Source organism: Arthrobacter sp. 4R501 (genome assembly GCF_002929755.1).
Taxonomy (GTDB): Bacteria; Actinomycetota; Actinomycetes; order Actinomycetales; family Micrococcaceae; genus Arthrobacter.
Map to the genome: position 1 here is coordinate 239,522 of NZ_PJIW01000003.1, position 15,339 is coordinate 254,860.

At 65.1% G+C, this 15,339-nt stretch carries 12 protein-coding genes and 2 tRNA genes; 4 read left to right on the forward strand and 10 right to left on the reverse strand.

The window, feature by feature from the left end:
* Positions 1 to 8 precede the first annotated feature (8 nt).
* Complete coding sequence (gene valS / locus CXR02_RS04105; RefSeq protein WP_104060837.1) at positions 9 to 2,627, forward strand: valine--tRNA ligase; 2,619 nt, start codon at positions 9 to 11, stop codon at positions 2,625 to 2,627.
* A gap of 313 nt (positions 2,628 to 2,940) precedes the next feature.
* On the opposite strand, the gene CXR02_RS04110 is transcribed toward valS, so the two are convergent.
* The 6 genes from CXR02_RS04110 to CXR02_RS04135 form a co-directional block, all read right to left on the reverse strand.
* The gene (locus CXR02_RS04110; RefSeq protein WP_104060838.1) at positions 2,941 to 3,555 is read right to left on the reverse strand and encodes a DsbA family protein; all 615 of its coding nucleotides are present in this window, start codon (positions 3,553 to 3,555) and stop codon (positions 2,941 to 2,943) included.
* A 68-nt stretch (positions 3,556 to 3,623) separates the two neighbouring features.
* Positions 3,624 to 4,904 carry an ATP-dependent Clp protease ATP-binding subunit ClpX gene (gene clpX / locus CXR02_RS04115; protein ID WP_104060839.1) on the reverse strand — a complete coding sequence of 427 codons (1,281 nt, stop codon included), beginning with the start codon at positions 4,902 to 4,904 and terminating at the stop codon, positions 3,624 to 3,626.
* A 180-nt stretch (positions 4,905 to 5,084) separates the two neighbouring features.
* Entirely contained in the window at positions 5,085 to 5,744 is a 660-nt protein-coding gene (locus CXR02_RS04120) for an ATP-dependent Clp protease proteolytic subunit (RefSeq protein ID WP_104060840.1), read from the reverse strand.
* A 38-nt stretch (positions 5,745 to 5,782) separates the two neighbouring features.
* A complete protein-coding gene (locus tag CXR02_RS04125) occupies positions 5,783 to 6,406 on the reverse strand; it encodes an ATP-dependent Clp protease proteolytic subunit (protein ID WP_104060890.1) in 624 nt (207 codons plus the stop codon).
* 224 nt (positions 6,407 to 6,630) lie between these two features.
* On the reverse strand, positions 6,631 to 8,022 hold the full coding sequence (gene tig, locus CXR02_RS04130; protein WP_104060841.1) for a trigger factor: 1,392 nt from the start codon (positions 8,020 to 8,022) through the stop codon (positions 6,631 to 6,633).
* An 85-nt stretch (positions 8,023 to 8,107) separates the two neighbouring features.
* Positions 8,108 to 8,182: transfer RNA gene (locus CXR02_RS04135), tRNA-Pro, on the reverse strand.
* Positions 8,183 to 8,330: 148 nt separating this feature from the next.
* Between CXR02_RS04135 and CXR02_RS04140 the strand changes: the two genes are divergently transcribed.
* Positions 8,331 to 8,404, forward strand: a tRNA-Gly gene (locus CXR02_RS04140).
* 59 nt (positions 8,405 to 8,463) lie between these two features.
* Here CXR02_RS04140 and CXR02_RS04145 read toward each other — a convergent pair.
* From CXR02_RS04145 to CXR02_RS04155, 3 genes are all read right to left on the reverse strand, one after another.
* A complete protein-coding gene (locus CXR02_RS04145) occupies positions 8,464 to 9,384 on the reverse strand; it encodes an Fpg/Nei family DNA glycosylase (protein ID WP_104060842.1) in 921 nt (306 codons plus the stop codon).
* The gene (locus tag CXR02_RS04150) at positions 9,384 to 9,878 is read right to left on the reverse strand and encodes a ribose-5-phosphate isomerase (RefSeq protein WP_104060843.1); all 495 of its coding nucleotides are present in this window, start codon (positions 9,876 to 9,878) and stop codon (positions 9,384 to 9,386) included. Before CXR02_RS04150 ends, CXR02_RS04145 begins: the two co-directional genes overlap by 1 nt.
* Positions 9,879 to 9,957: 79 nt before the next feature.
* On the reverse strand, positions 9,958 to 10,974 hold the full coding sequence (locus tag CXR02_RS04155) for a hypothetical protein (RefSeq protein WP_104060844.1): 1,017 nt from the start codon (positions 10,972 to 10,974) through the stop codon (positions 9,958 to 9,960).
* A 110-nt stretch (positions 10,975 to 11,084) separates the two neighbouring features.
* Between CXR02_RS04155 and pepN the strand changes: the two genes are divergently transcribed.
* Together pepN and CXR02_RS04165 are read left to right on the forward strand one after the other, a co-directional pair.
* Complete coding sequence (pepN, locus tag CXR02_RS04160) at positions 11,085 to 13,652, forward strand: aminopeptidase N (protein ID WP_104060845.1); 2,568 nt, start codon at positions 11,085 to 11,087, stop codon at positions 13,650 to 13,652.
* A gap of 9 nt (positions 13,653 to 13,661) precedes the next feature.
* A complete protein-coding gene (locus CXR02_RS04165; RefSeq protein ID WP_104060846.1) occupies positions 13,662 to 14,135 on the forward strand; it encodes an OsmC family protein in 474 nt (157 codons plus the stop codon).
* Positions 14,136 to 14,238: 103 nt separating this feature from the next.
* Here the strand turns inward: CXR02_RS04165 and CXR02_RS04170 are convergent, their stop codons facing one another.
* The gene (locus tag CXR02_RS04170; protein ID WP_104060847.1) at positions 14,239 to 15,231 is read right to left on the reverse strand and encodes an NAD-dependent epimerase/dehydratase family protein; all 993 of its coding nucleotides are present in this window, start codon (positions 15,229 to 15,231) and stop codon (positions 14,239 to 14,241) included.
* Positions 15,232 to 15,339 lie beyond the last annotated feature (108 nt).

The following is a 15,339-nucleotide window of genomic DNA, read 5'->3' on the forward strand; positions in this document are numbered from 1 at the left end:
ATTGCCAGATGGCTGAAGACACTCAGGGTACAGACACGCCCTCCACCGCCCCTATCAACGTTCCGGACAAGCCCGCCCTTGAGGGGCTCGAAGCTGCCCTCACGCAGCGCTGGCTTGCCGAAGGGACCTACAAGTTCAACCCGGACACCACCCGGGAGCAGGTCTACTCGATCGACACTCCCCCACCCACGGCGTCCGGCTCCCTGCACGTGGGGCACATGTTCTCCTTCACGCAGACGGACGTGCTGGCCCGCTACCAGCGCATGATCGGCAAGAACGTGTTCTATCCGATGGGTTGGGATGACAACGGCCTGCCCACCGAGCGCCGCGTCCAGAACTACTACGGCGTGCGCTGCGATCCGGCCATCCCGTACGACGCCGGCTACCGCGCTCCGGCCGAGCCCGCCAAGAACCAGCGCGATTTCGACGTCGTCTCGCGCCGGAACTTCATCGAGCTGTGTGAAGAACTTGCCGTGGAGGATGAGAAGGTCTTCGAAAGCCTGTTCCAGCAGCTCGGTCTTTCCGTGGACTGGCAGCTGACGTACCGGACCATCGATGACGCCTCGCGCGAAGTCTCCCAGCGCGCCTTCCTGGCCAACCTGGCAGCCGGCGACGCGTACATGGCCGAAGCGCCAACCCTCTGGGACATCACCTTCCGCACGGCCGTGGCCCAGGCGGAACTCGAAGACCGCGAAGTTGCCGGCGCTTACTACCGCTACCCGTTCTTCACCGAAGACGGCGAAAAGATCTATGTCGAGACCACCCGTCCCGAACTGCTGGCAGCCTGCGCCGCCCTCGTTGCAAACCCCGACGACGAGCGGTACCAGCCGCTGTTCGGCAAGATGGTCACGTCCCCGGTCTTCGGTGTTGAGGTTGAGGTCAAGGCCCACCCGCTGGCCAAGGCGGACAAGGGCTCCGGCATCGCCATGGTGTGCACGTTCGGTGACCTCACCGACGTCACCTGGTGGCGGGAACTCCAGCTGCCCACCCGTGCCATCGTTGGCCGGGACGGCCGCATCGTCGGCGAAACCCCGGACTGGATCACCACCGATGCAGGGCGCACCGCCTACGAAGCCATTGCCGGCAAGACCGTCTTCAGCGCCAAGGAAACAGTGGTGGAGCTCCTGGCCGCCGAAGATCTGATCGACGGCGAACCGAAGAAGATCATGCACCCGGTGAACTTCTACGAAAAGGGCGACAAGCCCCTCGAGGTTGTCACCTCACGCCAGTGGTACTACCGCAACGGCGGCCGCGACGAAGAGCGCCGCGCCCGCCTGATCGCGCGCGGCCACGAGATCGACTTCCACCCGGCCTTTATGCGGTCCCGCTTCGAGAACTGGATCTCCGGGCTGAACGGCGACTGGCTCGTGTCCCGCCAGCGCTTCTTCGGTGTGCCCATTCCCGTCTGGTACCCGCTGGACGCCGAGGGCAACCCGCAGTACGACGCCCCGATCGTGCCCCTGGACGGGCAGCTGCCGGTCGACCCCGCGGCCGATGCCGCACCCGGTTACGACGAAGCCCAGCGCGGCGTTCCCGGTGGCTTCGCCGGCGACGCCGACATCCTGGATACGTGGGCCACGTCTTCCCTGACGCCGCAGATTGTGGGCGGCTGGAGCCGGGACGAGGACCTCTTCGCCAAGGTCTTCCCGTTTGACCTGCGCCCCCAGGGCCACGACATCATCCGCACCTGGCTGTTCTCCTCGGTTGTCCAGGCGGATGCGCTGCAGCACGCCGCGCCGTGGAAGCATGCCGCCATCTCCGGCTGGATCCTGGACCCGGACCGGAAGAAGATGTCCAAGTCCAAGGGCAACGTAGTGGTTCCCACCGATGTGCTGGACGAATTCGGCTCCGACGCCGTCCGCTACTGGGCCACCTCCGCCAAGCTCGGCGCGGATACGGCGTACGAGATCGCGCAGATGAAGATCGGCCGCCGCCTTGCCATCAAGCTGCTGAACGCATCAAAGTTCGTCCTGAACCTGGGGGCGACGGAGAATTCCGTGGTCTCCACCGATCTCTCGGTGCTGACCAACCCGTTGGACCGCGCGGTGCTGGCCCAGCTGGCCGATGTGGTGCGCCAGTCCACCAAGGCGTTCGAGAACTACGATTACGCCCGGGCCCTGCAGATCACCGAGAGCTTCTTCTGGCAGTTCACGGACGATTACGTGGAGCTCATCAAGGACCGCGCCTACGGTGCGGCCGGCGACGCTGAGCAGGCCTCCGTGCTGGCAGCTCTCGCCACCAGCCTGGACACGATGCTGCGCCTGTTCGCCCCGTTCCTGCCGTTCGCCACCGAAGAGGTCTGGGGCTGGTGGCGCAACGGCTCCGTACACCGTGCACAGTGGCCCACCGCAGTGGACGTGGACGGCGACACCACCCTGCTTGCCACCGTTGGCACGGCCCTGAGCGGTGTCCGCAAGGCAAAGTCCGAGGCCAAGGTCAAGCAGCGCACCGAGGTCCTCTCCGCCACCATCACGGCGTCGGAATCCCTGACCACGCAGCTGAAGGCCGGACTGGGCGACCTGAAGGCAGCCTCGAACGCCCGCGAACTGACCCTCGTGGCAGGCGACGGCGAACTGACCGTCAGCGATGTCGTGCTGGCCGCTCCGGAGGATCAGCCCAAGGCCTGACCTGTTTTTGGGCGAAGGGGAAGCCCCATCAGCGTTTTGCCGTTGGTGGGGCTTCGACTTTTCGGCCATCCTGGTGACGTCTTTGATGGTCTGGCAGGATCCTTGGATCTTCAGGTCTTCCTACCTCGTCACTGGTAGCTTGTATCTGACTTTGCCGATGGCTGCGTCGGATACATATCACTGAATCTTTGGTTCCTGCGTCCCGCTTCTTTCGAAGTGGGTAAGAACCATTGTTGTCCCGACGGTTTGAATGCGCAAGAGCCCCGGACGAACTACATCAGAGTAGTTTGTCCGGGGCTCTTTGCTGTCTGCGTCAGTTGAATTCGGGACGTTCGCTGCGGCTGCGCTTAATCTCGAAGAAGTGCGGGTACGAGGCGAGTGTGACGGTGGCATCCCACAGCCGGCCAGCCTGCTCGCCGCGCGGGATGCGGGTCAGCACGGGGCCGAAGAAAGCAGTTCCGTTGAAGGCGACAACCGGCGTGCCGACGTCCTGGCCCACCAGCGAGATGCCCTCCTCATGGCTGGCCCTCAGCTGGGTGTCATAGGCGTCCGTGGCGGCAACGTCTGCCAGGCCGGCCGGGAGTCCGCACTCCGCCAATGCCTTGCTGATGACAACGCCGAAGTCCTTCTCCCCGCCAAGGTGGATCAGTGTGCCCATGGCGTCGTAGAGCGGCTTCACCACGTGGTCGCCGTGCTGCTCCTGGGCCGCGATGATGACCCGGACCGGGCCCCAGGCCTTGTCCATGAGCTCCAGGTAGCCGGCGTCGAGTTCGCGCCCCTCGTTGAGGACGGCCAGGCTCATCACATGCCATACGGTCTCGATATCGCGGACGGCCTCAACCTCGCCGATCCAGCGTGAGGTGATCCAGGCGAACGGGCACAGCGGATCAAACCAGAAGTCGGCCTGGTTGATGGTTGTTTCAGTCATGCGGGAGTCCTCTGGTTCCTGGGCGTGCGGGGTGGAAGGCGGAAGTGTCAGGCGGGGTGGCAGATGTGTCAGGCGGACTTGCGTCGCTTGGTCACGTGCGGAACGAGGGTGGGCTCGGCCTTGCTGAGGACAACGTCGGCGGTGATGACCACGCTGGCCACGTCTTCGCGGCTGGGGAGGTCAAACATGACCGGGAGCAGTACTTCCTCCATGATGGCGCGGAGGCCTCGGGCACCGGTGCCACGCTCCAGGGCCTGATCGGCGATGGCGTTGAGGGCGTCGTCATCGAAGACGAGTTCCACGCCGTCGATCTGGAACATCTTCTGGTACTGCTTGACCAGCGCGTTCTTCGGCGTGGAGAGGATCTGGATGAGGGCGTCGCGGTCCAGGCTGGAGACCGTGGTGATCACGGGAAGGCGGCCGATGAATTCCGGGATCAGACCGAACTTCAGGAGGTCCTCGGGCATAACTTCACCGTAGGAGTCCACCTTGTTGCTGGCATCGTTGAGTGGGGCGCCGAAACCAATGCCTTTGCGTCCGGAACGCGAACCGATGATCTCTTCCAGCCCGGCAAAGGCGCCCGCCACGATAAACAGCACGTTGGTGGTGTCGATCTGGATGAATTCCTGGTGGGGGTGCTTGCGTCCGCCCTGGGGCGGGACGGAGGCTACGGTTCCTTCGAGGATCTTCAGGAGGGCCTGCTGCACGCCCTCACCGGAGACGTCCCGGGTGATGGAGGGATTCTCGCTCTTGCGCGAAATCTTGTCGATTTCGTCAATGTAGATGATGCCCTGTTCGGCCTTTTTGACGTCGTAATCCGCTGACTGGATGAGCTTCAGGAGGATGTTCTCCACGTCCTCACCCACATAGCCGGCTTCGGTGAGTGCCGTGGCGTCGGCAACAGCAAACGGAACATTCAACCGCCGCGCCAGTGTCTGGGCCAGGTAGGTTTTGCCGCAGCCGGTGGGGCCGATCAGGAGGATGTTGGACTTGGCGATTTCGACGTCGTCGTGGTGGCCGCCCTCGGCGAGGCTGCCGCTCTTGGGGGCGTGGCCAGCCTGGATCCGCTTGTAGTGGTTGTAGACGGCGACCGCGAGGGAACGCTTGGCAGGTTCCTGGCCGATGACGTATTCCTGCAGGAAGTCGAAGATCTCGCGGGGCTTGGGCAGCTCGAAGCTTCCCAGATCGGCGACTTCCGCGAGCTCTTCCTCAATGATCTCGTTGCAGAGCTCAATGCATTCGTCGCAGATGTAGACACCGGGCCCGGCAATGAGCTTGCGTACCTGCTTCTGGCTCTTTCCGCAGAAAGAACACTTCAGCAGATCCGTGCTCTCGCCAATCCGAGCCATATGTGAACCCCTTAAGTATCTTGCTGCCAGGCAGCTGTGCACCGTTGCTGGAATCGTGGCAGGCCTAGGAGGACCGGCCGTGACATCTTCCACTCTAGGTCACAATTGCGTCCAAGGGTGGAAAGCGAAGGCCGGTGCGGCCCAAATAACTGGGACCGCACCGGCCGCCAAAGAGCCGTACTACCTGGTAATTGCCTGCGGCTTCATCTTGCGGGAATCAAGGACTTGGTCAATGAGGCCGTAATCCAAGGCCTCCGCCGCGGTCAGGATCTTGTCACGCTCGATGTCGTTGTTGACCTGCTCCGACGTGCGGCCCGAGTGGTGCGCCAGCGTGTCCTCAAGCCAGGCGCGCATCCGCATGACTTCAGCGGCCTGGATCTCAAGGTCCGATGCCTGTCCGCCCTGGCCGCCGGAGAGTGCCGGCTGGTGGATCAGGACGCGGGCGTTGGGCAGGGCCAGCCGCTTGCCCGGTGTGCCGGCTGCGAGGATCACGGCGGCAGCACTAGCGGCCTGGCCGAGGCAGACGGTCTGGATCTCCGGCCGGATGTACGTCATGGTGTCGTAGATCGCGGTCATGGCGGTGAAGGAACCGCCCGGGGAGTTGATGTACAGCGTGATGTCGCGGTCCGGGTCCGTGGACTCAAGCACCAGCAGCTGGGCCATGACGTCGTCAGCGGAGGCGTCGTCGATCTGGACACCGAGGAAGATGATGCGATCCTCGAACAGCTTGGTGTAGGGGTCCTGGCGCTTGAAGCCGTAAGGTGTGCGCTCTTCGAACTGGGGAAGTACGTAGCGGCTGGTCGGAAGGTTACCGGCAGTCGATCCGAAGTTGTAGTTCATTTTTGTTGCTCCTGATCTGAGTGTTCGAAAGTGCCGGGTTACTTCTCGGACGCCGACTCGCCGGAGGTGCCGCTAGCGGTTCCGCCACCGCCGGAGACGGAACCTGCGTGGGCCGCGATCTTGTCGAAGAAGCCGTATTCGAGGGCTTCCGTGGCAGTGAACCACTTGTCGCGGTCGTTGTCCTTGAGGATGGTTTCCACGCTTTGGCCGGTCTGGTCTGCAGTCAGTTCAGCCATGACCTTCTTCATGTGCAGGATGAGCTCGGCCTGGATCTTGATGTCCGAGGCGGTGCCGCCGATGCCGCCGGAGGGCTGGTGCATCAGGACGCGGGCGTTGGGCGTGGCGTAGCGCTTGCCCTTGGTGCCGGAAGAGAGCAGGAACTGGCCCATGGAGGCTGCCAGGCCGGTTGCGACGGTGACGACGTCGTTCGTGATGAACTGCATGGTGTCATAGATGGCCATGCCCGCGGTCACGGAGCCACCGGGAGAGTTGATGTAGAGGTAGATGTCCTTTTCCGGGTTCTCGGCGGACAGGAGCAGCAACTGCGAGCAGATGGCGTTGGCGTTGTCGTCACGCACCTCGGAGCCCAGCCAGATGATCCGCTCTTTCAGGAGGCGGTTGTAGATGTAGTTGTCCTGGCTGGCCGGATCGACAGTCGCCATCCGGGCCGCTTCTGCGTGCTGTGACATGTTTACTTACCTCTCGCTGGTGACGGTGACATCACTGAACTTCACTACTTGGACACTAACCGGTTTGGTGGCCGATTTGTTCGCGGGAATCGCGCTGTTCGCTGACGGCGCACGATCCCTGCGACTGCCCGTTAACCGAGGCAGCCCCCGGACCAATAGGTCCGGGGGCTGCCTTCAGTCGCACTGGCAGGGGTGTGCTAGAACTTCACGGCTGCCGGGTCGTCACTCGGGGTGGCCTCGGTCTCGGCGTTGGTGTCTTCAGCAGCCTCAGCCTCAACGGCGGGAGCCTCTTCTTCGCCGCCGGGGCGGACGAAGTCGCTGAGGTCAACGGTCTTGCCGTCGGTGTCGGTCACGGTGGCCTGGCCCAGGACAACAGCCAAGGCCTTCCGGCGGCGGACCTCGGAAACCATCATGGGAACCTGGCCGCTCTGATCGATGATCTGGGCGAACTGGTTCGGGTCCATGCCGTACTGGCTGGCGGCGCTGACGATGTAGTCGATCAGCTCAGCCTGGCTGACGTTGACTTCTTCCTTTTCGGCAATGGCGTCAAGGATGACTTCGTTCTGGAAGGCGCGGGCGGTGTTGGCCTTGACCTCTTCGCGGTGCTCCTCGGTGTCGTGTTCGCCTTCACCGTGGCCGTTGCCCTCCTTGAAGTGCGCGTCGACCTGCTCGTCAACCACGGAGTCCGGAACCGGAACCGCAATGAGCTCAACGAGCTTGTCCAGGACCTTGTCGCGGGCCTCTACGCCCTGCTCAACAACCTTGGAGTCGGCGGCCTGCTTGGCCAGGTCCTCGCGGAGTTCGGCAAGCGTGTCGAACTCGGAGGCCAGCTGGGCGAAGTCGTCGTCGGCCTCGGGAAGCTCGCGCTCCTTGACGGCCTTGACAACAACCTTCACCTGGGCGGACTCGCCGGCGTGGTCACCGCCCACCAGGGTGGTTTCGAAGATGGCGTCCTCGTCAACGCTGAGGCCTGTCACGGCCTCGTCCAGGCCCTCGAGCATGGTTTCCGTGCCCACCTGGTAGGACAGGCCGGACGCGGAATCAACGTCGGCGCCGTCAATTGTGGCGGTGATGTCGATGGTCAGGAAGTCGCCATCGGCGGCCGGGCGGTCCACGGACTTCAGCGTGCCGAAGCGGCCGCGCAGTTCGTCCAGGGCCTTGTCAACGTCTTCGTCGGAGGATTCCGCTGCGGCTACCTCGACCTCGATGCCGGCGTAGTCCGGGAGTTCGATCTCCGGACGGATATCGACCTCGGCGTGGAACTTCAGTTCCCCGTCCGTGGAGGTGGGGTCCGGAACTTCGGTGATCTCAACCTCGGGACGGCTCAGGGGGCGGATGCCGGATTCCTGGACTGCAGCCTGGTACCAGCCGTTGAGGCCTTCGTTGATGGCCGTCTCCAGGACGTAGCCGCGGCCAACGCGCTGGTCGATCAGCTTGGACGGGACCTTGCCCTTACGGAAGCCAGGGACCTGGATCTGCGAAGCAACAGTCTTGTATGCCTCGTCGATGCTGGGCTTCAATTCCTCAAAAGGGACCTCAACATTGAGCTTGACCCGCGTGGGGGTGAGGTTCTCGACAGCGCTCTTCACGGTCTAAGTACTCCTGGGTTTGTGGGATGGGTTTCTGCAAACGCATTTTTCTGCCCGGGCCGCTTGCACGGCCCGAGCCGCAGAGTCGGGGTGACAGGATTTGAACCTGCGACTTCCTGCTCCCAAAGCAGGTGCTCTAGCCAAGCTGAGCTACACCCCGTAAGTGCACAGACAAGTCTACGGTCATCCGGGCGTTCTTTGCACATTTGACACGTGGGGCATGAATTAGGTTTAGTTGTATCCGGCTTCAACAGCCAGCCCGAAGAAACGCAGAGCAGACTGATGCAACAGCTGAGCTGTATTTTTCCGGGGACGTAGCTTAGTGGTAAAGCCTCAGTCTTCCAAACTGATGATGCGGGTTCGATTCCCGTCGTCCCCTCCACATAAGCAGGGCCCCTCAGCTGAGGGGCCCTGCTTTTTTGTTTGGCCGGCTTGGGTTGGCTACTGCTGGCAGCCGGGGCACCAGTAGAGCTTGCGGCCCACCATTTCGGTGATGGCCACCGGCACGGCGCAGACCCGGCAGGGCTGGCCTTCGCGCTTGTACACAAAGTGGGCGTCGCCGCCCGCGGGCAGGAGCGACCCTGGTTCCCGGGTACCCGGCTCCCAATAAACCGGCGGTGTGGTGATGATCCGCCCGTCACGGACGCCGTCGGTCATTACTGCGGCTGTGTCGTCCCACAACAGACCGGCGGCGCCGCTAGAGAGTCCGGTACCCGGCAGCCACGGATCCAGCCGCTGCCGGAACAGCACTTCGGCCCGGTAGACATTCCCGACGCCGGCAATCACCTTCTGGTCCATCAGCAGCGCTGCGATAGACGTCTTGCGGGACAAAAGGCCCGTCACAAAGCGGGTCCTGTCCGCGGGATGGTTGTGCAGCGGATCCGGCCCCAGCCGGGCCAGGACCGCCCGGGCTTCTGCCTCGGTGATGGCCGCGCAAGTGGTGGCACCGCGGAGGTCCGCCCAGCCATGCCTGCTGACCAGCCGGACGCGCACGGCGCCGCGGGGCTCGGGAGGTCCCGCGTACTCAACCATCCCGGCGTCGTGGGTAATTTCGGGGTCCTCGAAAACCTCGCGCTCCCCGATCTTCCGCGGGGCGCCGATGCTGGAGGCCCCGCGGAAGGTCGCGTCGCCGCCGAAGTCCCAGGCCCCGTAGAGCCCCAGGTGGACGTGCAGCACCACGGCGTGGTCAAAGTGCAGGAAGAGGTGCTTGCCCTGGGCGCGGGAATCCGTCAGGACCTGGCCGTCCAGCAGGGCTGCGCCGGCAACGAACCGGCCCTGCGGGCTGCTGACGGACAGCGGCTCCCCGGTAAAAACGTCCGCGAACTGTTGCGCCAGGCGGCGGACGGAATGCCCTTCGGGCACTACTCGATGACCTCGCCGGTGGTTTCGTAAGCCGCGATCTTGCCGATGCGGCGGACGTGCCTTTCGTCGTTGCTGAAGGGCTCAGCCAGGAACGCCTCGATCAGTTCGGTTGCTTCCTCGACGGTGTGCTGGCGGCCGCCCACGGCCACCACGTTGGCGTCGTTGTGTTCGCGTGCCAAAGTCGCGGTGGAGAGGTTCCAGGCGAGGGCTGCGCGGACCCCCTTGACCTTGTTGGCGGCGATCTGCTCACCGTTGCCCGAGCCGCCCAGGACGATACCCAGGGCGTGGATTCCTGCCTGCTGGTCAGCGACGACGGCGAGCGCTGCGTTGATGCAGAAGGACGGGTAGTCATCCAAGGCGTCGTATTCCTTGGGTCCGTGGTCCACCACGTCGTAGCCCTTGGCCGTGAGGTGGCTGACCAGATGGGCGCTGAGTTCCATGCCTGCGTGGTCGGTGGCGATGTGTACCCGCGGGAAGGCAGGGGAAGAAGTCACAGCAGTATCCGTTCGTTTCGGCGCCGGGGGGCCAGCAGTGCTGGTTCAGGCCAGGGTCAGATCATCAGGGACAAGGTTACTAGGACTCAGAGTCCGGCGCGCGTTCGCCGGAAGTGCCCCCGTGCGCCCTGGCAGCCACCCGGGTCAGGACTTCCGCCAGCCGGGCCGCGGATGCCGGGCTGCCGCCGCTGACCGCAAGGTTGCGCCCATTTGTTTGATGAACGACGACGGCGGGGCCGCTGCTGACCAGCATCGCGGCGGTGCCGCTGTGGTTGCGGTAGCCCCACCCGCCGTAGTCGGCGGCACGGACGTCCGCGGCACTTGCGGTGGAGATCGCGGCCGCCGGCACATCCATGACTGGCAGCACTCCGGCCACCAGGACACGCAGGCCGCGGCGATCGGCCTTGACGCGGGCGCAGAGGAAAGCAGCGGCCACCACAGCGAGAGCAGCCACCAGGGCCCCGAGCCATGGCAGCGCCACAGCGATGAGCGCGGCCGGGAACAGGCTGGCCACCGCGATCATCACAAAGACCGAGCTGCGGGCGTGCACCCACATCCGGAACGTGTCCCCCGCAAGCTCCGGGTCAAGCTCGCGGGCGAGGGTCCGCTCCAAGGCCCGGTCATCGTCAAGCGACCACTGCCGGTCGGCCTTGAACACGAGGCCCATGATGACACCCAGCGACAACGCCGCCCCGCTGCCCAATGCGAGGACCGTGAGATCCACCCGGGACTCCCGAGCGTCCGCGAGGCCGGCCTGCCCCACCAGCCCGGCCGCCAGGACACTGGTGATGAACAGGCTCAGGAACAGTCCCGTCCCCATCATGATCCGGCGCATCACAGCGGGCCGGGACAGCGGTGCCGCCTGGAACATCACCAGCCAGCCTGAGGCGATGATAAGCAGCGCGCCGCCGCCCGCATAGGCGCCGAACGGGGCAAAGGAGGCGCCGCCGTCGGCCGTCCAGCTGATGGCTACGGGGTCCGGAAGATCGGGACGCAGCAAAAAGGCGCAGAACACAAAAGCCGCCGCCAGGACCATGGGAAAGCCGACGGCGAAGCGCAGTGCCTTGGTATCCACCGAATCCCGGAACTTTCCCATGCATTAACGCTACTCCCGCCGGACGCCGTGACAGAATGACTTCACTGTGCCGGTGCAGGCCACCGCCCGCCGGCAACCGCAACCCCTTCTGGAGGCCCCACTTGCCAGGTATGAACCTGACTCGCACCGAAGCCCGCGAGCGTGCCGCACTCATCAACGTTGATTCCTACGATGTCATCCTCGACCTGACCAGGGGCCAGAAGGTCTTCGGGACCACCACCACCGTGAAGTTCACGGCAGTGCCGGGTTCCACCACTTTCATCGACGCCGTAACGCATGCCGTGCACAGCATCTCGCTCAATGGGCACGCCCTGGACCCTGCGGCAGTGTCCGACGGTATCCGGATCCAGTTGCCGGACCTGGCCGCGGCCAACGAGCTCACGGTGGTAGCCGACGCGCCGTACATGAACACCGGCGAAGGCCTGCACCGCTTTGTGGATCCGGTGGACCACGAGGTGTACCTGTACACGCAGTTCGAGGTTCCCGATTCGCGCCGGATGTTCGCGGTGTTTGAGCAGCCCGACCTCAAGGGCACCTTCAGGTTCACGGTCACGGCGCCGTCGCACTGGGATGTCATCTCCAACTCCCCCACCCCCGGCCCGGTGGAAGCCACACCAGGGGACGACGGCGGCGCGCGGTCCGTCTGGAGGTTCGCCCCCACACCCAGGCTGTCCTCCTACGTCACGGCCCTGATCGCCGGCCCGTACCAGTCGGTCCGCAGCGAAGTGGCCAGTTCCGACGGCCGCGTGATCCCGCTGGGAGTTTTTGCCCGGAAGTCCCTGATGCAATATCTCGACGCGGACAACATCTTTGACCTGACCCGCCAGGGCTTCGAATTCTTCGAGGCGCAGTTCGGCTTCCCGTACCCGTTCGAGAAGTACGACCAGCTCTTTGTCCCCGAGTTCAACGCGGGCGCCATGGAGAATGCCGGCGCGGTGACCATCCTGGAAGGCTACGTTTTCCGGAGCAAGGTGACCGGGGCCCAGATCGAGCGCCGGGCCATCACCGTGCTGCACGAACTCGCCCACATGTGGTTCGGCGACCTGGTGACCATGCGCTGGTGGAACGACCTCTGGCTCAATGAATCCTTCGCCGAATACATGTCCCACCTCGCGGCCGTGGAAAACACGTCCTTCACGAGCGCGTGGACAACTTTCGCCTCGGTGGAGAAGTCCTGGGCCTACCGCCAGGACCAGCTGCCCACCACTCACCCGATTTTCGCCGACATCAACGATCTGCAGGACGTGGAGGTCAACTTCGACGGCATCACCTACGCCAAGGGCGCCTCGGTCCTGCGCCAGCTGGTGGCCTGGGTGGGGCCGGAGCAGTTTATGGCCGGGGTCCGGGAGTATTTCGCGAAGCACGCCTGGCAGAATACCGAGCTGAGCGACCTCATGGTGGAGCTGGAGAAGGCCAGTGGCCGCGACCTGGACCAGTGGGGCCGCCTCTGGCTGGAGACTGCCGGCGTCAATACGCTCAAGCCGGAGCTCTCCGTGGACGGCTCCGGGACGCTGACATCCTTCACCATCGTGCAGTCCGCCGTCGAGGAGTGGCCCACCATCCGTCCGCACCGGCTCGCCGTCGGGTTCTACAACCTGAACAGCGCGGGCAAGCTGGAGCGCGTGCACCGCGAGGAGCTCGACGTCGACGGCGAGCGCACCGAGGTGCCGGAGCTGGCAGGCCTGACGCAGCCTGACCTGATCCTGGTCAACGACGACGACCTCGCCTACGCCAAGGTCCGGCTGGACGAGAAGTCCCTCGCCACGGCAACGGCGCACCTGAAGGACTTCAGCGAGAGCCTGCCGCGCACTCTGGTGTGGAACTCCGCCTGGGACGCTGCCCGCGACGGCGAGTCCCCGGCGCGCCGGTATGTGGAGCTGATCCTGGCCAACGTGGCCGCGGAATCGGATTCTTCGGTGATCCTGGTCCAGCTGCGCCAGCTGGCCACGACGCTGAACTTCTATGTGGCCGAGGAGCACCGCGAGGCCACAACGGTCACCGCCGTGGACACACTCTGGGACCTGGCCAGCGCAGCGCCCGGCGGGTCCGACGCCCAGCTGCAGTTCGTGAAGTCGTTTGCCCTGTTGGCCGGCAGCCCGGGCCAGCTGGACGCCGTCGCCGGACTGCTGGACGGCACGGCCACCCTGGAGGGGCTGGCCGTGGACCAGGACCTCCGCTGGGAGCTGCTGGCGTCCCTGGTGGCCGGTGGCCGGCGGGGCCAGGCACAGATCGACGCCGAACTGGAACGCGACAACACCGCGAGCGGACAGAACGCCGCGGCGCTGGCCACGGCCGCCATCCCCACCGCCGAAGCCAAGGCCGCCGCCTGGGACTCGGTCGTGGTCACGGGAGAACTCTCCAATGCGCTCCAGGGTTCAGCCGTCACAGGCTTTATGCGGGTGCTGGACCGTTCGCTGCTGGAGCCGTATGCGGAAAAGTACTTCGAGGCTGTTTCCGGGATCGTGGCAAACCGCACGCACGCACTCGCCCAGCAGATCGTCGTCGGGCTTTATCCGGCACTGCTGACCACGCAGGCAACGGTGGACCGGACGGATGCTTTCCTCGCCGGTCTTCCGGCCGACAGCAGCGCCCTGCGCCGCATGATGCTGGAAAACCGGGACGGCGTGGCCCGCGCGTTGCGGGCACGCGCGGGCGACGTGCTGCCGGGCGAAGCCTAGGCCGGCGCCGTGGGCTTGGGCGAGCACCACTATTCCCTGACGGTGCAGTGGACCGGCAACCTGGGCGACGGCACGTCGTCGTACCGGGGCTACTCACGGGACCACGACATCCGGATCCCAGGGCTGCCGGTCCTGCCCGGTTCCGCCGATCCGACGTTCCATGGGGACCGTGACCGGTACAACCCGGAGCAGCTGCTCCTGGCTGCGCTGGCGCAGTGCCACATGCTGTCGTTCCTGCATGTGGCGGTGAAGCACGGGGTGGTGGTGACCGACTATCAGGACGACGCCACCGGTGTGATGCGGCTGAACCGCGATGGCAGCGGACAGTTCGAGTCCGTCACGCTGAACCCGCGGGTGACCGTGGCGGACGCGGCCCATGTGGATCTGGCGGAACAGCTGCACCGCGAAGCCAACGCGGTCTGTTTCATCGCCCGGAGCGTCAACTTCCCCGTGCATCATTCGCCCGTGACTGTGGTGGCCTGAGACCTCCCAACTGGGTAGCAGCACATGTCGTTATGAGCGCTCATAACGACATGTGCTGCTACCTACATGGGTGCGGCGCTACCCCGTCCGCGCCCGGCCGGACTCAGCGGCTTCGAACAAGCTCCTCTGCCAGCCGGGCTTCGGTGGTGGGCGTGAGCCCTGACTTGCGGGGGCGGTCCAGGCCGCGGCGGCGTTCGTCCTCCAGTGTGGCCGCCAGCGTTTCCTGCCAGGGTCTTATCGCCAGCCCGGCGGCCTTGGCGGTGTGGTTGTTGCGGCTGCAGAACCCCTCGTGGCCGGGCGGCAGCCACAGCGGGAGGGAATCCGGTCCGGCCCAATAGTCGATCCCGGACTCCAGGAGCCAATCCTCGGGAGCCTTGAGGACCTCGCCTTGGTACCCGGCCGCTGTTTTGGCTGCCTCGATGTACTGGCCGAAGGGCACCTGGTCCCCCACTGCGTTCAGCGGCCCGGTCACCCCGCGCTGCGCAGCATCGAGGACCCAGGCCGCGAGGTCCCGGACATCAATGACCTGTGTAGCGTGGCCGGCGATGGCCGGGACCACGGCCGGGCCGTTGTCCCTTGCGAACCTTGCGGGCCAGTAGCCATACCGGTCCGTTCCGTCGCCGGGGCCGCTGATCAGGCCGGCGCGGCAGAGGTGCGCCCTGGCGCCCACGGCTTCCAGGGTTGCCTGTTCAATCGCTGACTTGGATTCCCCATAGTTCTCCGGGGTGGAGTCCGTGCCGGCTGGCAGCGGTGTCAGCAGGTCAGCGTCCTCAGCCGCTCCCGGCGTCGAAGGGTCCGCATAGACGGAGCAGCTGGACACAAACGTCCAGTGGGCAGCCCGGTGGGCCAGGGCGGCCAGCGCCCCCGTGGCCAGGACAGGATCGCGGGCCACGTCAATGACCGCATCCCACTCCCCTGCCACCTGTGCGTAGCTGTTCGCGCCGAGTGAACGGTCCGCTTTTACCCACCGGACGCCGTCTGGCGGTTCCGTCGCGGATCCGCGGGCCAGGCACGTGACTGTGTGACCTGCGGAAACGGCCTGCCGGGCGATTTCAGATGAGAGAAAGGCGGTTCCGCCCAATATGAGGATGCGCATGGGGCCACGCTACGGCGCTAGGGTTGAAAGAGAATAGAGCCTTATGCCGCGGGCGAACCTGTGCATGGGCCGACGTCATCCCCCGGCCGCCGCCGGTGACCCCTCCAA